This window comes from Winogradskyella eximia (assembly GCF_003386165.1).
GTDB lineage: Bacteria > Bacteroidota > Bacteroidia > Flavobacteriales > Flavobacteriaceae > Winogradskyella > Winogradskyella eximia.
The window spans coordinates 148,286-173,296 of the sequence record NZ_QRDV01000010.1 but is presented as its reverse complement, the minus strand read 5'-3'; the positions used below and the strand labels follow the sequence as shown (position 1 = coordinate 173,296).

Annotated in this window: 19 protein-coding genes; 7 read left to right on the top strand and 12 right to left on the bottom strand. The window is 31.9% G+C overall.

The window, feature by feature from the left end; all coding sequences use genetic code 11:
* Positions 1-399: 399 nt before the first annotated feature.
* Both DFQ10_RS17735 and murQ read right to left on the bottom strand, forming a co-directional pair.
* On the bottom strand, positions 400-639 hold the full coding sequence (locus tag DFQ10_RS17735; RefSeq protein WP_115818781.1) for a DUF6095 family protein: 240 nt from the start codon (positions 637-639) through the stop codon (positions 400-402).
* Positions 626-1,438: an N-acetylmuramic acid 6-phosphate etherase gene (gene murQ, locus DFQ10_RS17730; RefSeq protein ID WP_115818780.1), complete on the bottom strand. Its 813-nt coding sequence runs from the start codon at positions 1,436-1,438 to the stop codon at positions 626-628. The genes DFQ10_RS17735 and murQ overlap by 14 nt, the downstream gene beginning before the upstream one ends.
* A 123-nt stretch (positions 1,439-1,561) precedes the next feature.
* Between murQ and DFQ10_RS17725 the strand changes: the two genes are divergently transcribed.
* From DFQ10_RS17725 to DFQ10_RS17710, 4 genes are all read left to right on the top strand, one after another.
* Positions 1,562-2,191: an NAD(P)H-dependent oxidoreductase gene (locus DFQ10_RS17725; protein WP_115818779.1), complete on the top strand. Its 630-nt coding sequence runs from the start codon at positions 1,562-1,564 to the stop codon at positions 2,189-2,191.
* Positions 2,192-2,266: 75 nt separating this feature from the next.
* Complete coding sequence (locus DFQ10_RS17720; protein ID WP_115818778.1) at positions 2,267-3,463, top strand: DegT/DnrJ/EryC1/StrS family aminotransferase; 1,197 nt, start codon at positions 2,267-2,269, stop codon at positions 3,461-3,463.
* A gap of 92 nt (positions 3,464-3,555) precedes the next feature.
* Positions 3,556-6,177: a response regulator gene (locus DFQ10_RS17715; protein ID WP_115818777.1), complete on the top strand. Its 2,622-nt coding sequence runs from the start codon at positions 3,556-3,558 to the stop codon at positions 6,175-6,177.
* A gap of 363 nt (positions 6,178-6,540) precedes the next feature.
* The gene (locus DFQ10_RS17710; protein WP_147299246.1) at positions 6,541-8,280 is read left to right on the top strand and encodes a hypothetical protein; all 1,740 of its coding nucleotides are present in this window, start codon (positions 6,541-6,543) and stop codon (positions 8,278-8,280) included.
* 98 nt (positions 8,281-8,378) lie between these two features.
* Here DFQ10_RS17710 and ribB read toward each other — a convergent pair whose 3' ends face one another.
* The 7 genes from ribB to tpx form a co-directional block, all read right to left on the bottom strand.
* Positions 8,379-9,527, bottom strand: coding sequence for a 3,4-dihydroxy-2-butanone-4-phosphate synthase (ribB, locus tag DFQ10_RS17705; RefSeq protein ID WP_115818775.1), 1,149 nt, complete (start codon positions 9,525-9,527; stop codon positions 8,379-8,381).
* Positions 9,528-9,558: 31 nt separating this feature from the next.
* A complete protein-coding gene (locus DFQ10_RS17700) occupies positions 9,559-11,544 on the bottom strand; it encodes an LptF/LptG family permease (protein WP_115818774.1) in 1,986 nt (661 codons plus the stop codon).
* An 88-nt stretch (positions 11,545-11,632) separates the two neighbouring features.
* Positions 11,633-12,274, bottom strand: coding sequence for a LolA family protein (locus DFQ10_RS17695; protein WP_115818773.1), 642 nt, complete (start codon positions 12,272-12,274; stop codon positions 11,633-11,635).
* Positions 12,275-12,326: 52 nt separating this feature from the next.
* Positions 12,327-14,765, bottom strand: coding sequence for an FtsK/SpoIIIE family DNA translocase (locus DFQ10_RS17690; protein WP_115818772.1), 2,439 nt, complete (start codon positions 14,763-14,765; stop codon positions 12,327-12,329).
* Positions 14,766-14,819: 54 nt separating this feature from the next.
* Complete coding sequence (locus DFQ10_RS17685; protein WP_115818771.1) at positions 14,820-15,593, bottom strand: M15 family metallopeptidase; 774 nt, start codon at positions 15,591-15,593, stop codon at positions 14,820-14,822.
* Between the two features lie 137 nt (positions 15,594-15,730).
* Positions 15,731-16,099 (bottom strand): diacylglycerol kinase family protein, encoded by a 369-nt coding sequence (locus DFQ10_RS17680; RefSeq protein ID WP_115818770.1) that lies wholly within the window; start codon positions 16,097-16,099, stop codon positions 15,731-15,733.
* Between the two features lie 52 nt (positions 16,100-16,151).
* Positions 16,152-16,652: a thiol peroxidase gene (gene tpx, locus DFQ10_RS17675; protein ID WP_115818769.1), complete on the bottom strand. Its 501-nt coding sequence runs from the start codon at positions 16,650-16,652 to the stop codon at positions 16,152-16,154.
* A gap of 312 nt (positions 16,653-16,964) precedes the next feature.
* On the opposite strand from tpx, the gene DFQ10_RS17670 reads away from it, so the two are divergent.
* Positions 16,965-17,672, top strand: coding sequence for a hypothetical protein (locus DFQ10_RS17670; RefSeq protein WP_115818768.1), 708 nt, complete (start codon positions 16,965-16,967; stop codon positions 17,670-17,672).
* 106 nt (positions 17,673-17,778) lie between these two features.
* Here DFQ10_RS17670 and pheT read toward each other — a convergent pair whose 3' ends face one another.
* On the bottom strand, positions 17,779-20,205 hold the full coding sequence (pheT, locus tag DFQ10_RS17665) for a phenylalanine--tRNA ligase subunit beta (RefSeq protein ID WP_115818767.1): 2,427 nt from the start codon (positions 20,203-20,205) through the stop codon (positions 17,779-17,781).
* Positions 20,206-20,343: 138 nt separating this feature from the next.
* On the bottom strand, positions 20,344-21,114 hold the full coding sequence (locus DFQ10_RS17660; RefSeq protein ID WP_115818766.1) for an SDR family NAD(P)-dependent oxidoreductase: 771 nt from the start codon (positions 21,112-21,114) through the stop codon (positions 20,344-20,346).
* A gap of 324 nt (positions 21,115-21,438) precedes the next feature.
* Between DFQ10_RS17660 and DFQ10_RS17655 the strand changes: the two genes are divergently transcribed.
* Both DFQ10_RS17655 and DFQ10_RS17650 read left to right on the top strand, forming a co-directional pair.
* Positions 21,439-22,080 carry an SDR family oxidoreductase gene (locus DFQ10_RS17655; protein WP_115818765.1) on the top strand — a complete coding sequence of 214 codons (642 nt, stop codon included), beginning with the start codon at positions 21,439-21,441 and terminating at the stop codon, positions 22,078-22,080.
* A 71-nt stretch (positions 22,081-22,151) separates the two neighbouring features.
* On the top strand, positions 22,152-22,712 hold the full coding sequence (locus DFQ10_RS17650; RefSeq protein WP_115818764.1) for a type 1 glutamine amidotransferase domain-containing protein: 561 nt from the start codon (positions 22,152-22,154) through the stop codon (positions 22,710-22,712).
* A gap of 102 nt (positions 22,713-22,814) precedes the next feature.
* On the opposite strand, the gene recG is transcribed toward DFQ10_RS17650, so the two are convergent.
* Positions 22,815-24,917, bottom strand: a complete 2,103-nt coding sequence (recG, locus tag DFQ10_RS17645) for an ATP-dependent DNA helicase RecG (RefSeq protein ID WP_115818763.1) — start codon at positions 24,915-24,917, stop codon at positions 22,815-22,817.
* Positions 24,918-25,011: the final 94 nt, after the last annotated feature.

Sequence of the window (25,011 nt, the reverse complement as noted above, 5' to 3'; positions counted from 1 at the left end):
TGTGGAAGAGTAGGTCGCCGCCTTTTTTATATCGATTTTAATCGATATTTGTAAAACCCTTACTAGATAACTAGTAAGGGTTTTTTTTGTTTATGATTTTTTATAATGTTTAGTTATAACTTGAAAAAGGATATCTTTTTTAGAAATGGATTTTTTTTCAGAGTATAATTACTTCAGTTCAGAAGCGTTCACTTCACTCTTGCTAGGGGTTAATCCTCTTTATACTATTAAATTTGTTAGGTCTCAAGCTGTTTATTACTGAATGTTGCTACGAAGGGATAACAAGTAATAAGAAAAAATGATGCTTATACTTTTAAGTATATTAATAAAGAAGATGGTTTGTTGCTTAAAAGAATGTAGAAAGTATGCCGAGTACATCTTTTTTAAAAAGAATACTAGTTACTTTTTCTTCTTAAACATACTATCCAAAATAGTATTTATTCCCAGAAATAAGAAAATTATAGCTGCAATACAGAGTATAAATGCTAGAATAAGAAGAGGAACATATAGTGGCTTGTCTTGATTATCTAATGCTAAATGTAATAATGTTGGACCAGCAAACATTAAACCTAAACAGATTCCTAATCGTTTAATTCCTTTTATTAAAATATCCTTATCTGTTCGGTTATTTTCGTCCATGATATATACTGTCTCTTACGTTATCATATTTATTTAACAAAAGGGATGCTTCAAATTTTGAGATATTTAGTTCACTCATAATCATATTTACAGCTCGCTCAACTAATTTATTGTTACTGAGTTGCATGTCTACCATTTTATTGCCTTTAACTTTTCCTAAATGAATCATTGCTGAAGTAGTAATCATGTTTAATACAAGTTTTTGAGCGGTACCAGCCTTCATTCTAGAACTTCCTGTTAAAAACTCAGGTCCAACAGTTACTTCAATTGGGAATTTTGCCGTAAGGGCTAATGGACTTTGCTTGTTACATGTAATACAACCTGAAATAATATTATTTTCATTACATTTTTCTAAAGCACTAATAACATAAGGTGTTGTACCTGAGGCTGCAATACCTATTACTATATCATTACTTGTTATATCCCGTTCTTTTAAATCTATCCAACCTTGAGTGAGTGAATCTTCAGCATTTTCTACTGCTTTTCTAATAGCATTATCACCACCTGCAATTATACCTATAACTAGCTCATGAGGAACTCCAAAAGTTGGCGGACATTCAGAAGCATCAAGAATGCCTAATCTTCCGCTTGTACCAGCTCCCAAATAAAATAAACGCCCACCATTTTTTAATTTAGCAACAACTTGCTTAATTAGAGCTTCAATTTGTGGTAATGCTTTCTCAACTGCTAATGGTACCGTTTTATCTTCATTATTTATACAAGTTATAATCTCGCGAATTGACATTTCTTCAAGATTATTGTAGTTGGAATCTTGTTCTGTTATTTTTATAAAATTCATGGCTTAAAGGTAAGAAATAATTATGGCGGATTTGTATAGTAATAATTGAAAATATTTAAGTCTTCATTCAATTTAATTGAGTCAATTCTATATTCCGTATTTTTGCAAAAAAAAAATATGACAATGTCCATTATAGAAAAATTAAAATGGCGTTATGCAACAAAAAAATTCGATGTTGCTAAAAAACTTTCTGACGAGAAATTAGAAATCTTAAAAGAGGCCTTTAATTTAACGGCACTATCTTATGGATTACAAACTTTAAAAATGGTTATTATTGAGGATAAAAATATAAGAGAAAATCTCTTATTACATTGTTTTAATCAACGACAAGTTGTTGATTCTTCACATTTACTGGTACTTTGCATTCAGACCGAAATAGATGAACTTGATGTAAACGAGCACTTTAATTCAATAAAAGTTATAAGGAATACTCCAGATTCAATTTTAGAACCATTTAAAAAACAAATGAAATCTACAATTGTTAACATGAAAACTGACAAGAAAATTGATTGGGCAACCAACCAAGCTTATATTGCTTTAGGAAATTTAATGACTGTTTGTGCGATTGAAGAGATTGATAGTTGTCCAATGGAAGGTTTCATTCCCAAAGAAGTTGATAAGATACTAAAATTAGAATCATATGGTTTAAATTCTGTTTTGATGCTTCCTGTAGGATATAGGGCTGATGACGATATGTTTGCTGGCTTTAAAAAGGTAAGAAAACAATTATCTAAAACAATTATAGAATTGTAAGGTTTTTACTAAAACTAAAACCTTCAAAACATTATATTTGTTAGTATAAATTCAACAATTTTTTTATTAAAGCTTATGCCAGGATTCGAATTATTTAGTGATTTAGAGCGAAAAGAAGTTCATGATGTGTTAGACAATGGCGTTTTAATGCGTTATGGTTTTGAAGGTATGCGAAATGGCCATTGGAAAGCTAAAGAATTAGAAAATGAGCTTGAAAATCAACTTCAAGTTAAACACGCACAATTGGTTTCTAGTGGAACAGCTGCTGTATCGGTTGCGTTAGCATCTGCTGGTATTGGTTCTGGAGATGAAGTTATTATGCCAACTTTTACATTTGTAGCAAGTTTTGAAGCTATTATGATGTTAGGTGCAATTCCTGTTTTAGTTGATATTGACGATACACTAACGTTAGATCCAGAAAAAGTAAAAGAAGCTATTACTTCAAAAACAAAAGCGATTATGCCAGTACATATGTGCGGTAGTATGGCTGATTTAGATGCGCTTAAGGTTATCTGTAATGCACATAATTTAATACTAATTGAAGATTCTTCACAAGCAACAGGAGCAACATATAAAAATAAACCATTAGGAAGTATTGGTGATTTAGGTTGTTTATCTTTAGATTTTGTAAAAATTATTACTGCAGGAGAAGGAGGTGCTGTACTTACAAATAACGAGAAATTTTATAAACATGCAGATCATTATTCAGATCATGGACATGACCATGTTGGTAATGACAGAGGAGCCGAAACACATCCTTTTTTAGGGTATAATTTTAGAATTTCAGAATTACATGCAGCTGTTGGATTGGCACAATTACGACGTTTAAATGAGTTTGTTCAAATTCAGAAAAAGAATTATACAATATTAAGAGAGGCACTTTCTCAAATTCCAGAGGTAACCTTTCGAAGGGTTCCAGAAGGTGGAGTAGAAAGTTACTCATTTTTAAATTTCTTTTTACCTGATTTAGAAATAGCGCGTAAAGTTTCAAGTGCATTCAAAGACAATGGTGTAGATGCATGCTGGAATTATTACGATAATAGTTGGCATTATATTAGAGAATGGCATCATCTTAAAAATATAAAATCACTCTATCCAATTTCGGAAGAAGTCAAAAAGGGATTAGAGTATCTACAAACCAAAACATTTGATCAGTCTGATCATTATATCTCCAGAAATATTTCTTGTTTAATAAAAATGTCATGGACGGAGAAAGAGGTACGAGAACGAGCTTCAAAAATGGTTGATGTTATAAATTCATTCCTATTGTAAGAGTTGTAACATAAAGTGTTACAATAATTATAGTTTCAAGTTATTCATTTTCATATTATTGCGTATCTTTTATGTGTTAAATTTCAGATACGATGAAATATAGAATACTAACTCTTTTTTTATTATTATCATTTATTTTTTATGGTCAAGATCAGAAAAAGCTTGATTCATTAAATCAATTAGTTCAGCAGTCAAAAATCGATGAAAATTGGAATGCACTTTCAGAAATATATTATTCACAAGCAAAAAGTTTTTATGAAACTGAAGATTATGCTTTAGCATTACCTTTATTATTAAAAATAGATTCTCTATCTACAACCTTTGGTATTAAAAATTCGACTAGTGTTTTATCAATTTTAAAACGAGCAGAGATTTCTAAGCTAACATTTACAAAAGAAAGCTCTCAAGTTTCATATTCGTTAGGTAAACAAGCTCTAAAACAAGCCGAGGAAATTAATTCTCAAGAAATTATTCACTCTATTTATGTAAAACTGGCAGATTATTGTCAACTCACTAAACGATATGATGAAGCTAAATTATATGTAGATAAAGGACTTAAATATTATATAGATAAGAATAATGGTGATGAAGATAAAATTTCTCGTCTTTATTTAATAGAATCGGCATATTATTTAGAACAAAATAATCCTGAAAAAGGAGAAGAGTCTCGCTATAAAGCTGTTTTATATTTAGAGGGAAAGGGTAATGATCTAGCGATGGCAAAGGCAAAATACTATTATGGTCATTATTTGAGGTATGATAAAAAAGAATATAAAAAAGCATTAATTTTTCTTGAAGATTCAAAAAAATTATTTCAAAAAACGAATAACATCGAAGGAGATGTATTTCATCGTTGTTTGCGAGATTTGGCTATTTGCTATGATGCTTTGGGTAATTATAAAAATTCTAGTAACTATTATAAGGATGCTTATAAATTAAAAATTGAGCTTAATAAAAAAGCAAACAGAACTGTTTCTAGAAATTTAGAAACCCAATATGAAACTGAAAAGAAAAAAAGAGAAATAGAATTACTAAAATCTAAAAATGAGATTGTAGAACAGCAAAAGAAAAATCAACGTAATATATTATTAAGTGCTGTTGGGTTTACTAGTATTACAGGATTATTTCTTTTTTTTATGTTTCGTAATCGACAAAAAACAAATACTAAATTAAAAGAACTCGATGATTTTAAATCTAAGTTATTTGCAAATATTTCTCATGAGTTTAGAACTCCATTAACCTTAATATCTGGTCCAATAGACAAACGATTACATACTTTAGATCTTAGTGAAGAAGATAAAAATGATTTTGAGATGATTCAGCGGAATTCTAACCGACTACTCAATTTAGTTGATCAACTCTTAGATTTATCTAAACTAGAATCTGGCCATTTAAAGCTTAAAGTAGCTGAAGGTAATTTGTCGGTTTTACTAAAATCTATGGCTTCCGCTTTTCAACATAAAGCACTTCAAAAACAAATAGATTATTCAATTAATATAGAGGAGATAGATAAGGTTTGGTTTGATAAAGATGTCATTGAAAAAACGGTCATTAATCTTTTGTCTAATGCGTTTAAATACACTCCTGAAAAAGGAAATATCAAATACTTTGCAGCAGTTATTGGTAATAAATTAGAGTTATATGTAGAGAATGATAGTAATGTATTAACTAAAGAACAGATTAATAATATTTTCAATCGTTTTTACCAAGCAGACGAAAACACTGAAGGAGTTGGCATAGGTTTATCATTGGTAAAAGAGATTGTAAACTTGTCTTATGGAAGCATTACTGTAGATAATACATCTGCTAATACAATAGTATTTAAAGTTTATTTGCCAATTCTTAAATCTCAATTTAAGCCAGAAGATTTAACAGAAACTTCAATTGAAATCCCAGTAATAGAACAAAAAGAATTTATTGTTGAAAAAGAAAAAGAACAGCAACCAGCTATAGATGAAAATCTTCCAATTTTATTAGTAGTAGATGATAGCGAGGATATACGTGCCTTTATTAAATCTGCATTTAAAAACAACTATCAAGTTGTTGAAGCATCAGATGGTGAAATTGGTGTAGAAAAAGCTATTGCATTAGTACCAGACATTATTGTATCAGATGTAATGATGCCAAAACTAAATGGGTTTCAATTATCAGAAACTCTAAAAAAAGATGAACGTACATGCCATATTCCTATTATACTATTAACAGCCAAAACTGAAGATGCAGATCGATTTATAGGTTTAGAAACAGGCGCAGATGACTATATTACAAAGCCTTTTAAAATTAAAGCACTAGAAACTAGAGTAAAAAACCTAATAAGCTCTAGACTTAAACTTCGTGAACGTTATAGTCAAGAATTAATATTGAAACCTACTGATATTACCATTAGTAATTTTGATGCTCAGTTTCTTGAAAAAGTGAATACTGTTATAGATAAGAATATTGCAGAGCCGTCTTTTAGCGCTGAAGATTTTAGTAAAGCGGTTGGCATGAGTCGTATGCAATTGCATCGTAAGTTAAAAGCACTAACGGGATTGTCTGCAACAGAGTTTGTAAGATCACAACGTTTAAAATTAGCAGCAGACTTATTAAAAAAGAGTGATGCAAATGTTTCAGAAATTGGATATGCTGTTGGTTTTAATGACCATTCTTACTTCGCTAAATGCTTTAAAGAAATGTATGGTTGTTCTCCTTCAGAATTCATATCTAAGTTATAATTTAAGCTTCTTCTAAAATTATTTTTATTATTTACCTTCCTAATTAATAGCTTGTAACACTGGTTATTACTAAGATGTTACAATAATTATAGTATTTGTTACATCTATTATAATTGAATACTTATATCTCAATTAATTTTACAATTGTAAGAATCCCACTTTTTACTAACTAACATTTTTAACCCAGCTTTATGAAGAATGAAAAGCTCATAGGTAATATTGAAGAGTTGCCCTCTACCAATATATACTTAAATATCAATCATTTAGAAAAAGGCATATATAATTTAAAGATTGTATATAAAAATAGAATTATTAAAACTACCCATTTTAGTAAATAATAGAAACTCAAAAAATCCACCAATTATGAAAAAGCTATTAATTATTTTCAGTTTATCCTTATTTACACTCATAACTTATGCTCAAGTTGGTATAGGTACAACCACTCCAGATGCCTCGTCTGCATTAGATATTACATCTTCAGATAGTGGATTGTTAATTCCGCGTGTGAGTTTAGTAAATGTTACAAATGGAACTTCACCAATAGGAACACCTGCAACCAGTTTATTAGTTTGGAATACCAATGCTACTGTTCTTGGAGGAAATGGAGAAGGCTATTATTTTTGGAATGGATCAAATTGGATTCCAATTTCACGTGCAGGAAATACATTAAACCAAGCATATAACCAAGGTGGACTAGGTGCAGGTAGAACAATAAATGCAAATGCTGGTGATTTTCAAGTTAACTCAGGCAGAGTTGAGTTTACAAATACTGCGGATGCTAATGGAACTCCAGGCTCTGGTGTTTTAGAAATAGGAAATTCATTACGATTAGATGGCAATGAAGTTATTACAAATGATGATACATTAATGTATTTGCAGAATGGTAATAATGGAGATTTAAGTGTAGATACAAATACACTTTATGTAGATGCTAGTACAAATAGAATAGGGGTTAACACAACAATACCTAGTGCAACTTTAGACGTTAGAGGCTCTGCTATTTTTAATGAAAATAGTGGTGATTTTGATTTTAGAGTAGAGTCTAATGGTGACGTAAATATGCTATTTGTAAATGGAGGTACTAATAGAATTGGTATTGGAGACAATGCTCCTGTTGCAAAACTAGAAATTAATACTGCAGTTAATGAAACAGCATTAAGAGTAACAAAATCAACAGGAGCTACTGATGCTGCTTATATATATAATAATGGATCTAGATATGGATTATATATAAATAATAATAATTCATTGGCTAATGCTGCTGGCTTAGCTGTTATAGGTAGATCTAATAACCAGTATGCTCATGGTATCACAGCAGTTTCTGGTGGCTATTATGCCAATGTAGGTATGGTGACAGGAGGAGGTGAAACAATTGATACTGGTGTTACAGGAATAAATGCTGGTGCTGAAGTTGTAGGAGTACACGGTAGAGCTAACAATACTAATGTAACTACCACAGATAAAATGGGTGGGTTCTTTAATGTTTCATCAAGCACTGGAAGTGTTGTTCCAGCTGCTGCTGCAGTAGGTGCCGTTATAGATAACACTGTTTATAAAATTGTTGGACGTGGTATTGTTTCAACTTTGGTAAGAGACACAGCTGGAGAAGAGCGCATCATGGTAGCGCCAGAGGCTCCAGAAGCGTTGTTTCAAGATTATGGCATGGGTCAGTTAATAAATGGTAAAGCAACTATTTTATTAGACCCAATTCTATCAAAAAATATAGCAGTAGATGAAAATCACCCAATGAAAGTGTTTGTTCAGTTAGAAGGGGATTGTAATGGTGTCTATGTTACCAACAAGACAGCAAATGGGTTTGAGGTTGTGGAGCTAAATCATGGTGTTTCTAATACTAAGTTTAGTTATCAAATTATCGCAAACAGAGCTGATGAAGAGCAAGGTGGAAGAGTGTCAAAATATTCAGATATGCGCTTTAAGCCTTTTGGGCGAAAATTTGTTGTAGATCAAGAAGCTATTCATGGTCCAAAAGAAAAAAACAAAGAAGGAAACCCTAGTGCTGTGACCTCACAAAATAGTAGTTCTGAAATAAAAGAAGACCATAGTTTAAACCAACAAGAAGAGATTAAATCTGAAAAGAATTAAAGAATAACTGAAAAAGTTAATAAAATAACTCAATATTTGAGAAGTTCTCATATTTGTGAGAACGTATAGAAAGTCGCTGTAGGGAGCGGCTTTCTTATTTAATATCCTACATACTCAACAATCTCTAAACCGTAACCTATCATTCCAACGCGTTTGGCTTGTAAACTGTTAGAGATTAATTTGAGTTTACTAATTTTTAAATCATGAAGTATTTGTGCGCCAATACCAAAATCTTTGTTATCCATACCTAAGCTTGGAGCTTTAATCAATTTACCTTCTACTTGATCTTCTTTAAGAATAGAAAGACGTGTTAATAAGTTCATAGATTCGGGCTGTTGATTAATAAAAATAATAGCTCCTTTTCCATTCTTATTAATGACGTTAAACATGTCATCTAACTTCTGGTCTGTATTATTGGTCAATGTTCCTAAAATATCACTATTGACTAACGTATTATTTACACGCGTTAAAATAGGCTCATCAGATTTCCAAGTGCCTTTGGTTAAAGCAATATGAATTTGATTATTTGTAGTTTGTTGGTAGGCACGCAACCTAAATTTACCAAAACGCGTTTCAATATCGAAGTCTTCTTTTTTGTCAATTAAAGAATCATATTCCATGCGGTAAGCCACGAGATCTTCGATTGACACAATTTTTAAATCAAATTTTTTCGCCACTTTCATGAGTTGTGGTAAACGTGCCATGGTGCCATCTTCGTTCATTATCTCTACTATAACTCCGGCAGGTTCAAAACCAGCTAAACGTGCAAAGTCTATTGCAGCTTCTGTATGACCGGTTCGTCTTAAAACTCCGCCTTCTTTGGCAACTAACGGAAAAATATGTCCAGGACGCGCTAATTCAAAAGGCTTCGTATCTGGTTTTACTAAAGCTTCTACTGTTTTCGCTCTATCACCAGCAGAAATCCCAGTACTAACTCCATTTCCTCTTAAATCTACAGAAATTGTAAAAGCCGTTTCCATAGGATCTGTGTTGTTTCTTACCATCATGTTCAGTTCTAAATCTTCACAACGGTGTTCTGTAAGAGGAGCACAAATTAAACCACGACCATGCGTAGCCATAAAATTTATCATCTCTGGAGTTACCTTTTCTGCAGCAGCTAAAAAGTCTCCTTCATTTTCTCTGTTCTCGTCATCTACAACAATAATAACTTTACCTTGTCTAATGTCTTCAATGGCTTCTTCAATGGTATTTAGACTCATTTTTTTATCTGTGGTTTTAGTTATCATAATACATTTTTTATAGGATACAAAGATACATTTATTTTATATTTTGAAGACAGCTCAAATAGAAGTCTTGCGTAATCTTATTTCTTAAAATGATGTATTTTAATGGATAGAGTGGAAGCGATAAAATTAAAATTAAGGGATTAATTCGCTTACCTTCTTGGTTGATGGTCTTGTAGAATTTTGAATATATAAAAGCATCGACTACCACATATATAGCAAAAAAGATAAAAGCAATAATACATAAGCTTAAAGACGCTTCTGCAATTTCTGGTAATTTATTATTTTTAAACACTAAGTGAAGCAATAATAAAGAGACACCAACAGTATAACTAATCATGCTTGTTTTGGAATAGTCTTTATAGTCCTTTAGTAAAACTCTGGCTTTAATTAGATTATCTGAAATTTCTAAACCTTCAGATTTTAAACCTTCTAGAGGAATTTTTCGCTCTAATAAACTATGTAGAGCAATTTCCTTAGGTTTTTTATCTAAATCGAATTCACCTTGATTTTTGATAATACTAACAAGTTCTTCGATTGAGTATTTTTTGTAATAATTATAAGTCTTTGTATCACTTTCTGAAAGTTGAAGCTTGTTTTTTGATGTAAATAAGCGCTTTAAAGGCACAGTAATAGCATCAAATTGAAACACACCTTTGTCATTTGTTGCTCTAGTTGTTAAATAAACACTTAAAGGTAGCATAACAGCCGTAGATAACCAGGCACCAATTATAGGATCAAAACTTCCTTTTTCGGCACTGTTTTTTGCGAAAATATTAAAGAAATGATATGTTAAAAATAGGACTATGGCAATAACCATAGGTAAACCAAGTCCACCTTTGCGAATTAAAGCTCCAAGTGGTGCACCAACAAAGAATAGTATGATACATGCAAATGCTAAAACAAATTTTTCGTGTAAAGCTATAATGTGATCATTCAATAAAAAAGAATCCTTTTCAAACGATTTTTCATTAGATTCTATAATCTGTCTGGTACTATTGGATGAGTTTAATGCTAAGTTTATAATCTGAATCTTTTGTTTGGTAGGGTAAAGATCTAGTATGCTTTTAGCTGAATAGGTTGTTTTGATTTTTGAAGTGTCAATATTTGTACCTAATGCCTCGTAAGTACTTCTATTGTATAAGGTGTTTGAAAGTGCTAAATAGTCTGCTTTCTTTTGTATTTCAAGAGTGTCAATTCTTCTTTGTAGCTGACTAACATTAAGCATGGTATATTTATCGTCGAGCTGTTTTTCGTCTAAATCTTCAGAGTTTAATAATTCTAAATCTACATTAAATGTGTAGTTTTCAAAATAACTTCTTACGTGAGGTTTATTAATGTTTTTTCTGGAGTCCCTATTAATTATTTCTTCATAATAATTTCCATTTAACAATTCTAGTTGTAAAATATTAGAATCTTCACTGCTTTTTAGTTCTCCTTTTTCTGCAATAATAACAGTGTAATTTCCTATACGTATGTCGCTTTTTTTATGAATAACAACACCTCTAAGATACTGACCTCTGTCTCCTGTTTTTTCTTCAACTTTAATATTAATGTTTCCTATTTCATTAAACTGACCTTCGGCAATGGCTAAAGCAGGTTTTACTTTTGCTATATTTCTACGTAAATTATGGAAATTATATTCGCCCCAAGGAATAACGTTATTAGCAAAAAAGAAAGAGGCAATACCAAGTGCAACTATAAATACACTTAAACTACGCATAGCCCGTTGAAGAGATATACCTGTAGATTTCATGGCTGCAAACTCGTAATTTTCTGCAAAATTACCAAAAACCATAATTGAAGATAATAATATGGTAAGCGGCACAACCAATGGTATTAACCTTGGCATATAATACAAAATGAATTTTGCGGTCACTGCGACATCTAAATCTTTACCAGCAAGTTCAGCAATGTAAAGCCAAACCCCTTGTAAAATAAAGATGAACATGAATATAATAAAGACGCTAAAGAACGTCCTTAAAAATGTGATAAGTATGTACCTATCTAATATTTTCACACAATTATGTTTTAGCCTTAATCAAATTTGAATATATAATGCGATATAATGAAACGATTTATATGCAACATTATAATTTTAGTCAGTATTAATCTATTCTATTAATAAAATAGTCACTGTATTTACTTTTGTCAAATGTAAATAAGGTTTTTGAAATAGGCTGGTCGGTTTTAAAAGAATTAACAGTTAATGTTGTTTTTGTTCCGTTTTTACCAACTTCAATTAAATTGTAAATGTGTTTTGTAGTGGCATCAATACCTAATAAAATGTGTTTTATTTCAGCATTGGTATCTATAGGGTTTAGTTTTACGTACTGAATTTTTCTCCCTTTTATAGTTTGAACTATATCCATCTTATAAGCATACCCATCTTCATAGAATGATAGCATTTTACTAGGAGTAATAGTACTTTCGTCTTCTGTGTTGTCTGAAGAAATAGTAACTTCTTCATCTTCTGGACTAATAGTGTATAATGTTTTTCCGTCGAATATACGAGTGACACCTAAAATATTAAGTTTATATTTTTCGCTTTCAATAACCACATCTCCACGTGTTTCTTGCTTAATATTTTCGCTTAAATTATTTAATTCGTATTTAAAGTCTAGACTAATATTTTTATAACTTTTTATTTTAGTACTTACTTCTTTTAATAAAGTTTCTGCTTTGGCATCATTTTGTGCAAATGATGTAAATCCTAAGGTGATAAACGCTATTATAATTAAATTTTTCATCTATTAATTTATTTTGAATCTTATTTAGTTTATTCTTTTATTATCGTTTAATCTATTGTTCGTTATCTAATAACTGATCTAGAGATGTTAAATCTGGTACTAATACTTGACGTGCTTTACTTCCTTCAAAATTACCAACAATACCAGCAGCTTCTAGTTGATCTATGATTCTACCAGCTCTATTGTAGCCTAATTTTAGTTTTCGTTGTAATAAAGATGCTGAGCCTTGCTGTGCTGTAACAATAAGTTCTGCGGCTTCTCTAAACAATTTATCTCTATCTGAAATATCTATATCAAGATTTGTGCCACCTTCTTCACCAACATATTCTGGTAGTAAGTGTGCATCTGGATATGCTTTTTGCGAACCAATAAATTCTGTGATTTTTTCAACTTCTGGAGTATCTACAAAGGCACATTGAATTCTAATAAGTTCGTTGCCTTGGGTATATAACATATCTCCACGACCAATTAATTGATCTGCACCAGAACCATCTAAAATAGTACGCGAATCTATTTTACTAGTTACTCTAAAAGCTATACGTGCTGGGAAATTGGCTTTTATAATACCTGTAATAACGTTTACAGAAGGTCGCTGTGTTGCCACAATTAAATGTATACCAATGGCACGTGCTAATTGTGCGAGTCTGGCAATTGGTGTTTCTACTTCTTTACCTGCTGTCATTATTAAATCAGCAAACTCATCTACAACTAAAACGATATAAGGCAGAAATGCATGACCATCGTTAGGGTTTAGCTTTCTAGCTTTAAACTTAGTATTGTATTCTGCTATATTTCTACAAAATGCATTCTTTAGCATCTCATAACGGTTATCCATTTCAATACAAAGTGAATTTAGTGTGTTTATCACCTTAGTATTATCTGTAATAATAGCTTCTTCACTATCAGGAAGTTTTGCTAAATAATGACGCTCAATTTTATTGAAAAGTGTTAATTCTACTTTTTTAGGATCTACAAGAACAAATTTTACTTCTGCAGGATGTTTTTTATATAATAAGGAGGTCAGTACAGCATTTAAACCTACCGATTTACCTTGTCCTGTAGCACCAGCCATTAATAAGTGTGGCATTTTTGCTAAATCTACAACAAAGGTTTCGTTGCTAATGGTTTTTCCAAAAGCAATAGGTAAATGCATTTCTGATTTCTGGAATTTCTGAGATGCAATAACCGAACGCATTGATACAATGGTTGAGTTTTTATTTGGCACCTCAATACCAATAGTTCCTTTTCCTGGTATTGGTGCAATGATTCTAATTCCTAATGCAGCAAGCGATAAGGCAATATCATCTTCTAAGTTTTTAATTTTTGAAATCCTAATTCCAGCATCTGGTACAATCTCATAAAGCGTTACTGTTGGTCCTATTGTAGCTTTAATACTAGAGATACCTATTTTGTAGTTATTTAAAGTTTCTACAATTTTGTTTTTATTTTCTTCAAGTTCATCTTGATCTATTGATATGCCTTCGTTATCATATTTTTTCAATAAATCTAATTGAGGAAACTGAAATTTTCCTAATTCGAGAGTAGGATCAAATTGTCCGAAGTCTTCCACCAATTTATCAGCTAAATTATCGGTTTCAGATTTTTCCTCTTCAACCGTTTCTACTTCCATTGTTATTTCTGGGGAATCAATTGTTTCTTCTTTGGGTTCCTCAATGACTTCCATTTTTAGCTTCTCAACTTTAACTTCAGTTTTTACCTCAGGTTTAGAATGCTTACTAATGGTTGGTTCGTTGTTTTCTAGTGGGATTTCAAAAGCAGATTTTATGGCTTCAGCTTCCTCTGTTAAGTTATTATCAAAGATTACAGTTGGTTCTTTTTTGTTTTCTTCAGATTTTAAGTCTTCTTTAATCGAACTTTTAGCACGATTAAAACTTGCAGCTATACCTTCTCCTGTCACTTTAAATCTAATGGCTAAATAAGCTATAAGTCCAAATGCTAATAATAGTATTGTTCCTATTTTGCCAATATAATCTTGAAAAAATTGATTCATTTCAAAACCAATAGTTCCTCCAAGTAAATCGTATTTATGAGTAAAAAAGCCAAATAGAATTGATAACCATATTACGATTAGTGTGCCCCAAATCCAATGTTTTCTAAGTTTTACTTTATTTAAATTTAAGGTGACATAAACACCAGAAAGAAACAATAGACCTGCAAAAATAAAGGATGGCAAACCAAAACCTTTAGTGATAAAAAATTCGCTAACCCAAGCTCCAAGTTGGCTAGCCCAATTTTTGTATTCTGTAGAGCGCTCAGGGAAACCATTCAGCACACTTTGGTCTTCTTTTCCGGTAAAGACAAAAGATAAAAAAGAAATAAACAGCAGTAACCCTAATATAATAAGGAAACTACCAAATATTAGTTTTTGTTGGCTAGATAGTTTAAAAGAAGGTTTTTTAAACTTTGCCTTAGCTTTTTCTTTTGGCTTTGCTTTAGTGGTTGTTTTCTTTTTTGTTGTTTTTTTTGCCATTTTAAGCCGAATTCATTTCGGTATCTAATTCCATTTTAAGGAAAAATATATTATTTATTTGTAATCTTTTGCTTTTCTAGATATACCATTTACATAGCTTTCAATTATATCTAGGTCTTTTGCCAAATTAGAACCTTCAAAACCGTCTATATCTTTATCGGTGATATTATGGTTATAAAATTCTAAATATGGACTTGCTAATGGTAAATACGACCAATGCCACTTCTCAAGATTGTATCCAGTTCTCCCATTGTCTTTATTGGTGTAAACTTGATAAAATCCAAAATTGTTAGCATTTGCATTCAGCCAATCATATATAGCTTTTCCTTTTCTGCTGCTAAAATACGAATTACTTAAACTATTTAGGTCTAAATCTGTTCCCCAATGATGTCTAGATGTTGAAGGCATTGAACTGTATTCTAAAATTTTGTAAGCGCGATCCAATGGGTTAAGGCTATTATACTTGCTCCATTTGCGTTCCCAAATCGCTTTTTGTTCATTAAAATTTCGTGTGCCAGATAATATAATTAAATCTATACCATCTATTTTAGCCGCTTTATGCATTTTTAAAAACGCATCATAAACTTCTGTGTTAAGGTATAAGGTTTTGGTAGAATGTGCTGCATTAACTTTAATAAAGGTACTATCTATTTTATAATCAAACTTACCTAAAACTAGCGTTTTTGTAATATGCAGTTTAGGTTTTTCAATAGTAATGGTAGTATCTTTTTTAATCCTAATAACCTCAGCAGTACTTGTTTTTTTCTCCTTCATGTTGCAACTCAACACAATGAATACCATTGAAAATGCAGCAAAAAATGATTTCATTATAATTACTAAAAGTTTTGTTGAATTTGAAAGGCACAAAAATACAAATATGAAACGTTATAGTTAAGCGTTTGGTATGTAAAGGTAGATTAAATTTGTATTGGTGTTTAAAAAATAAAATTGAAAGCTTTGTTGGTTTAAAATATTTTGGGAACGTAAATAATACCAGCAATAATAGTCGCAATAATAGCTGCTATGAAAACTGCACCAGCAGCAACATCTTTTATTAGTCCTATTTTTTTGTGGTATTCCGGGTGAATGAAATCTGCGATATGTTCTATAGCTGTATTCATCCCTTCTAGGCTCATTACTAATCCTATCATTGCTAATTGAACCATCCATTCGGTTTTTGAAATTTCAAAATAGAAGCCAGCAAAAGTGATAACTATTGTAATACATAGTTGCACTTTTATGCTAGCTTCTGTTTTTATAAGTATTAGCATGCCTTTAAAAGCAAAACCTATACTTTTTAGCCTATTTACTATAAAGGATTCTTTTTTTTGCATGTAAAGACGCTATTCTAAATCCGTTAAAGTAAATTCAGAATTAATTAAATGTTTATTTTAAAGCCTTTAATGCAGCTTCGTAATTTGGTTCGTCTTTAATTTCTGCAACTTGTTCTGTGTGGATAATTTTACCGTCTGTATCAATTACAACAATGCATCTAGATAGTAATGTTTCTAAAGGCCCAGTTTTAAATGTTAAACCGTAATCTTTACCGAAGTTTCCTGTTTTAAAATCCGAAAGACTTTCAACATTATCTAAACCTTCTGCACCACAAAAACGTGCTAATGCAAATGGTAAATCTTTAGAGATACATAAGACTTTAGTGTTGTTTAATTTACTCGCTTTTTCGTTAAAAGTTCTTACAGATTGTGCACATGTACCTGTGTCAACACTTGGGAATATATTTAAAATTAAGCGAATACCATTATAATCTGATAATGATTTATCTGATAAATCGGTTGCTGTAAGTTTAAAGTCTGGAGCTGTACTTCCAATTGCTGGTAAGTTTCCTGTAGTTTCTATAGGATTTCCTCCTAATGTAATATTTGCCATTTTTTATAAATTTTGTGTGTTAAAAATAATGACTTTTAAGCGTAATAATATTAAATAAAGTATAATTTTTGAAAAAGAATATTTAAAGTTCTTTTTTTGGTTTTGTTTTTAATAAGTTGTTAGTAGTCAGTATTATAAGTTTATATTTTTATGGTGTTTAATAACATTTAAACGAAGTTATAGGTTGTTTGAATAATATATTGTCTGCAATTGATTACAAAGTTTTACCTTCGAGCCTTGAAATTTTTTATCTCAACCAAATTATTTATTAGGACAATCTCTTTGTTTGTCTACATTTAAACACTTTTTTTTATGAAATTTAAAGTAAGAAAATCTAGGATTCTTCGCAATCTATTTATTGCAATAGCACTATTAATTATAGGGAGTTTGTTTTCTGTTTATTTATTATTTAGTACGGCTGGTATGGAAGATAAGGTGACTAGACTTTTGGTTAAACTTTTAAATGTGAATTTGGAAGCTAATTTACCAACTTATTTTTCTGCACTGGTATTGTTAGGTGATGCTATTTTGTTAGCTTTTATTGCTTATGGAAGTAAAGCACTAGGTGAAAAATTTTGGCATTGGATAGGCTTATCGGGTATTTTTGTTTTTATCTCTTTAGATGAGATGATACAAATCCATGAGCAGCTGAGAGCACCAATGGAAGCACTTTTTAGTGCTTCTGGGTTGCTTTATTTTGCATGGTTTATTCCTTATATAGGTATGGTTGCAATTATCGGTATTGCTTATTTTAAATTTATGATGCGTTTACCAAAAAACATATTAAAGCTCTTTATTTTAGCAGGTGTTGTTTTTGTTTCTGGTGCTGTTGGTATGGAGATGATAGGAGGTATGCATGCGGAAATACATGGCGAAGAGACATTAACTTATGCCTTAATGTATAATTTTGAGGAATTTTTAGAAATGTCTGGAGCTGCAATTTTCTTTTACGCTTTAATATCATATATTGAGTTGAAGTTTAAAACTGCAACTTTTACTTTTGGTACAAACGAAGCCTAAACCATTAGGTATAAAAAGAAAGCCTTGAGTTCAATTGTTTTTGAATATAAAAAAGCCCTTAAAATTTAATTTTAAGGGCTTTTTATTTGTTTCTACTTGTTGTCGGTTAACGTAGTTCAGCACCTAATTTACTTTCGAAATTAGCTTGTAATTTAGACATAATTTTGTCAATTTGCTTATCATTTAGCGTTTTATGTTCGTCTTGTAAAATAAAGCTAACAGCATAACTCTTTTTACCAGCTGGTAGTTTTTTACCTTCGTAAACATCAAATAAATTCACGCTTTTAAGCAATTGCTTTTCTGTTTGTTTGGCTATAGTGTCAATTTCTTCAAAAGTCACTTTGTTATCTAATAGTAAAGCGAAATCACGTTTTACTTCTGGATATTTAGAGATAGCATTAAATTTAATTTTATTATGTTGTGCCATATCTAACACATTATCCCAATTAAAATCTGCAAATAATACATTTTGAGATATTCCAAAATGTTTTAATACTGATTTTTTTACCAAACCAAAATCAACCATTTTTTTCTTACCAATAGAAAAGCTCATGCCTTCGCTGAAAACATCAGATTTAATTGGTGCTGATTTTAATTTTCTCAGTCCTAAACGTTCTAAAACAACTTCAATCGTACCTTTTAAGTAGAAGAAATCACCTGGACTAGCTACAGCATTCCATCGTTCTTCAGTTTTGTTTCCTGTTACAAAAAGGGATAAGTGTTTATGTTCTTCTCGCGCTTCTGTGTATTGGTGATATGTTTTTCCGAATTCAAATAACTTTAAATCGTCACGTTTTCTATTGATGTTATGCGCTACGGCTTCTAATCCAGAAAACAATAACGACTGTCGCATTACTTCCAAATCGTTACTCAACGGATTTAGCATTTTTACATTATGCTCTTCACTAAGATCTTCACTTAAAGCCACATATTTTGGTGAGGTTAACGAATTTGCCATAATTTCAAAAAATCCTTGAGAAACCAATTGATTACCAATGATATTTTGAAGTTTATAATCTTCAAATTTAGAAGAATTTGATATAGAAGCATTCAACTTTGTTGTTGTTGCTATATTGTTGTAACCGTATACTCTTAAGATTTCTTCAATAATGTCAGCTTCGCGTTGCACATCATTTCTGTAGGCAGGCACTGTTAATCCCAAACCAGTTTCAGTTACGTTATTTACCTTTATTTCTAAAGATGCTAAAATACTTTTAATGGTTTCCTTTGGGATTTCTTCTCCAATTAATTTTTTAGCATTATCGAAGCTTAACCTTACTTCGAAATCTTTTATTTTTTTAGGATAAGCATCAACAATGTCGCTTGTAATTTCACCACCTGCAATATCTAAAATTAATAAAGCTGCACGTTTTAATGCATATTCAGTAAGGTTAGGATCAATTCCTCTTTCAAATCTAAAAGAAGAATCGGTATTTAATCCGTGTCGTTTTGCTGTTTTACGAACACTAACAGGATTAAAGTATGCACTTTCTAAGAAAATACGGGTGGTTGATTCTGAGACTCCAGAATCAATACCTCCAAAAACACCAGCAATACACATTGGTTTTTCAGAATCACAAATCATTAAATCGTCTTCATGTAATTCGCGCTCAACACCGTCTAAAGTTGTAAACTTTGTACCCGCTTCACAGGTTTTAACTTCAATTTTATGATTAGCTATTTTATCAGCATCAAATGCATGTAGAGGTTGACCAAGCTCGTGCAATACGTAATTGGTAATATCAACAAGATTGTTAATAGGTGACAAGCCAATAGATTTTAGTCGGTTTTGTAACCAAGCAGGTGATGCTTCAACCTTAAGTCCAGAGATTGTTACACCACAATAACGAGGTGCTTTATCTTTGTCTTTTACATCGACATCAATTTTAAGTGCTCTCGCATCTACATGGTAAGAACTTACGGATGGTGTAATGAGCTCTAATGATACTTCTTTTTGCAGTAAACCCGCTTTTAAATCGCGTGCTACACCATAATGGCTCATGGCATCAGCTCTATTTGGTGTTAATCCAATTTCGAAAACTTGATCATTTTCTACTTCAAATAATTCTGCAGCAGGAGTACCTACTTTTATTTCGGTATCTAAAACCATAATACCATCGTGCGATTTACCAAGACCTAATTCGTCTTCTGCACAAATCATTCCGTGGCTTTCTTCGCCTCTAATTTTTCCTTTTTTTATGGTCCAAGCTTCACCTTCTTCTGTGTATAAGGTTGTACCAATAGTTGCAACAGGAACTTTTTGTCCGGCAGCAACATTTGGTGCGCCACAAACAATTTGTATAGGCGTATCTGCTCCAATATTTACAGTAGTTACTTTTAGTCGGTCTGCGTTTGGGTGTTTCTCACAAGTTAAAACCTCACCAATTACGATGCCTTTTAATCCGCCTTTTATAGATTCGTAAATATCAATACCTTCTATTTCTAAACCAAGATCGGTAAGTAATTCGCCAGTTTTTTCTGCGTCCCAATCTGTTTTTATAAACTGTTTTAGCCAGTTGTATGAAATCTTCATTTTGTAAATTTAGTCAAGCCACAAAGATAGTAATAGTTGATTTGTAATGAAATGTGAAAGGATAAAATTTAGAATTGATTTTATAGATATTATTTTTAGATAATTAAATGACTCAAAATAACATTTTATAGCCTTAAATTATCTGCCCATCCAACCTCCATCAACAAGTATCGTGCTGCCATGTATGTAATTTGAGGCGTCTGAGCAAAGAAAAACAATTGGACCTGATAAATCTTCTGGTTCTCCCCAGTGTCCAGCGGGAATTCTAGAAAGAATAGCTTCAGATCGTTTAGTGTCTTTTCTTAAATCAGTGGTATTGTCTGTGTTAATGTAGCCAGGAGCAATAGCATTTACATTGATGCCTTTTGATGCCCATTCATTAGAAAACGCCATGGTTAATTGTCCAATAGCTCCTTTGCTAGCAGCATAACTAGGTACATTTATGCCTCCTTGAAAAGTTAATAAGGATGCGATAAATACTATTTTTCCACTTCCTAGTTTTAGCATCTCTTTGCCTAATTCTCTAGTCAATATAAACGGAGCTGTTTGGTTAACTTCAATCACATGATCCCAAAGGTCGTCTTCGTGATCTGCGGCAGGAGCTCGCTTTATAGTACCAGCATTATTAACGAGAATGTCAATAATTGGGAAATCAGTTTTTACCTTTTTAATAAAGCTATGCAGTGCCTCTCGGTTACTAAAATCACATTGGTATGCTGAAAATTTTCTTCCTAACTCAAGTATTTCCTTTTCTACATCACTATCTTGTTTTTCTAGTGATGTACTAACACCAATAATATCAGCGCCTGCCTCTGCTAAGGCAATTGCCATCGCTTTACCTATTCCTCTTTTGCATCCTGTTACTAAAGCAATTTTTCCTTTGAGTTCAAACTTGTTTAATGCACTCATTTTAATATTTATAATTTCATTTTGTGTAATGCTAAAAATAATGATTTTTAAATTTCAAATTGTTTTTAATAGGCTTATTTAAATTCTAAATTATACCATATCTGTTTTTTAATGCCATGGTATTATTCTTGGCGAGCATCTCTTAATGTTTTTTTATTTGTCTAAGACTGCTTTATAAATTATCGCGTTTTTAATATGCGCTAAGATTAATTGCATACAAGTTAATAGGTAGGAGTTATAGTCTTTAATTTTGTATGGAATCATATAAACAGATATAAAATAGGGCATACGTACATTTTATATTAACAATAAATAAAAAGATTTATGGAAAATATATTATTAGCTGGTGCTAACGGTACCACTGGAAAAAAAATAGTTAACCTTCTAAAATCATCACAATATTTTAATCCTATTGCAATGGTAAGAAAGCAAGAGCAAATAGAGCAGTTTAAGTCTCAAGGTGTGGATACTGTTTTAGCTGATTTAACCGAGGATTTAACACATGCAATAGAAGGAGTTGATAAAGTTGTTTTCGCTGCAGGATCAGGCGGAAAAAACGTAGTAGAAGTAGATCAAGAAGGTGCAAAACGTTTAATGGCAGTCTCTAAAATGGCAAATGTTAAAAAGTTTGTAATGTTAAGTTCAATGGGCGCTGATACTCCTGAGGAAGTAGAAGGTATGGAAGACTATATGAAAGCAAAGCAGAATGCAGACCAGCATTTAAAGGCTAGTAAATTAAATTACACTATCGTAAGACCTGGTACCTTGAATAATTCAGAAGGAAAAGGAAAAATTGAATTAAAGGAAAAATTGAATAAGCATGGTGAAATTAGTAGAGCAGATGTGGCACAAACATTAGTTAGAGCTTTGCATGATGATGCACCTTGTAATATAACTTTTGAAATACTTGAAGGTGATACTTTAATAGGTGAGGCGATGAATGAAATGACTATGAGTGTTAGTTAGGTTTTGCCTATATACAGTAACACAAATTTCACAATTAAATTAAAGTACAATAATTCTAAAATTAAAAGAAAATGGAAAATTTAAATAAAAAAATAGTAGCAATATTAGCAACAAACGGATTTGAAGAAAGTGAATTAAGAGAACCAAAAAAGGCTTTAGAAGAAGCAGGAGCAGAAGTGCATATTGTGTCTTTAGAGTCTGGCGAAATAAAAGGGTGGTCTGATGGAAATTGGAGTACATCTTATAAAGTTGATAAAACGTTAAGTGAGGTGAGTCAAAACGATTATAACGCTTTAATGCTTCCAGGTGGCCAAATCAATCCAGATTTGTTAAGAAAAGATAAAAAAGCTGTCGATTTTGTAAAGTCATTTTTCGAAAATCATAAGCCAGTTGCAGCGATTTGCCATGCACCATGGTTATTGGCAGAAGCTGGAGTTTTAGAAGGTAGAAAAATTACATCTTACAGTTCAATAAAAACAGATATGATTAATGCAGGAGCTAATTGGGTAGATGAAGAAGTAGTAGTAGATTCTGGATTAGTTACTAGTAGATCTCCAGAGGATTTACCAGCATTTAATGCGAAATTAGTAGAAGAAGTTTATGAAGGTAAGCACGAAGCGCAAACAGCGTAATATTAGGTTAGTTAGGTTAAGTTAAGTAGGGGAAAGAGGCGCATTATGCGTCTCTTTTTTTTATTGCGGACTAGGTTGGTTTGCACTATCGGTGAGATGCGATTAAGAAATATAATTCCAAATATTGCGGTATTTGCTCATCTGTCTGTAAGTGTGTAAAATAACTTTGTGTTCTGGCGCGGCTAAACTAGGGTCTTGTTTTAGAATACTTTTAGCGTAATAGCGCGATTGTTCTAAGATGTCTTTGTCTTTAACAATGTCTGCAATACGTAAATTTAAAATACCACTTTGTTGTGTGCCCATAATATCACCAGGTCCACGCAGTTTTAAATCCACTTCAGCAATTTCAAAGCCATCACTGCTACGTACCATGGTTTCCAGTCTGGTTTTACTATCCTGACTCAATTTGTGGCTCGTCATTAAAATACAATAACTCTGTTCTGCACCACGACCAACACGTCCACGTAATTGGTGTAATTGCGATAAACCAAAGCGTTCTGCACTTTCAATAATCATTACCGAAGCATTGGGCACGTTAACTCCAACTTCAATTACTGTAGTGGCTACCATAATTTGAGTTTCGCCTTTTACAAAACGTTGCATTTCGTAATCTTTGTCGGCTGGTTTCATTTTACCATGTACAATCGAAATTTGATAATCTGGCATAGGGAATTCTCTAGAGACACTTTCGTAGCCATCCATTAAATCCTTATAATCCATTTTTTCGCTTTCTTGAATTAAGGGGTAGACGATATAAATTTGTCTTCCTAAAGCGATTTCATCTTTCATAAATTTGAAAACTTTCAGTCGATTATTATCATAACGATGCACTGTTTTTATCGGTTTTCTACCTGCAGGTAATTCGTCAATTACTGAGATGTCTAAGTCTCCGTAAACGGACATGGCTAAGGTTCTCGGAATTGGAGTAGCAGTCATAACCAAAACGTTTGGAGGCAATTCATTTTTATGCCATAATTTACTTCGTTGTGCGACTCCAAAACGGTGCTGTTCATCTATAATGGCGAGGCCTAGATTTTTGAATTTTACCTTATCTTCAAGTAGTGCATGTGTGCCAATTAAGATCTGTAAATTGCCATTTTCTAGATTTTCATGAATTATTTTTCTATCTGAAGTTTTAGTTGAACCAGTTAGTAGTGAAACACTGATGTTTAATGGTTTGCATAATTCACTTATTCCTTGGTGGTGCTGAGCTGACAAAATAGCAGTCGGAGCCATTAGGCAACATTGAAAATCATTGTCAAGTCCCATAAGCATTGACATAAAGGCAACAATGGTTTTACCTGAGCCCACATCTCCTTGTAAAAGTCGATTCATCTGTGCATTACTACCTAAATCGAGTCTAATTTTTTTTAAAACACGCTTCTGTGCATTGGTTAATTCAAAGGGTAAATGGTCTTTGTAAAAGGTGTTAAAATAGTTGCCAACTTTATCAAAAGAGAAGCCTTTTATTTTTGATTTATGGATAAGATTTTTAATAATTAATTGCAGCTGAATGTAAAATAATTCTTCAAATTTTAATCGAAATTGAGCTCTTGCTAATAGCTCTGGAGTCTTCGGAAAATGAATATTAAAAAGGGCATCTGATTTCGAAATTAATTTTAATTCAGTCATTACTGAATCAGGTAAGGTCTCAATAAATCGACCATTGGTTTCTAAAAATAATTGCTGCATTATATTGGTTACAACTTTATTGGTAACTCCTTTATTTGATAGTTTTTCGGTAGAAGGGTAAATGGCTTGCATGGCAGAACGCAAATTACTTTCGTGTTCTGATTTCAATTCAATTTCGGGATGTGGCATGCTGTATTTACCGCTAAACCAATTGGTTTTTCCGAAAATTACATAAGGTTGACCTATTTTTAGATTTTCCCGTATCCATTTCTGTCCTCTAAACCATACGAGTTCCATCATTCCACTGTCGTCTTTGAAACTAGCGACTAAGCGTTTGCCTCGTTTTTGAGCGACTTCTTTAAATCCGGTAATAACACCAATGATCTGAACTTCAGCGTTGTTGCGCTGCAATTCGTTTATTTTGTAATATCTAGTGCGATCTATATAGCGATTAGGAAATAGATTTATGAGGTCTTGATATGTTTGTATACCTAACTCTGAGCGCAATAAATCTGCTCGGTTTGGGCCAACGCCTTTGAGATAATCAATGGGAGTTTGTAGATTCACACTCATAAATGCGAATTTACCAAATTCCTTTTTAAATTAGAATTTGATTTGTTGTCGGTTAGGTGAATTTTTTCTTTAGCTGATTTTATTCTCATAAATG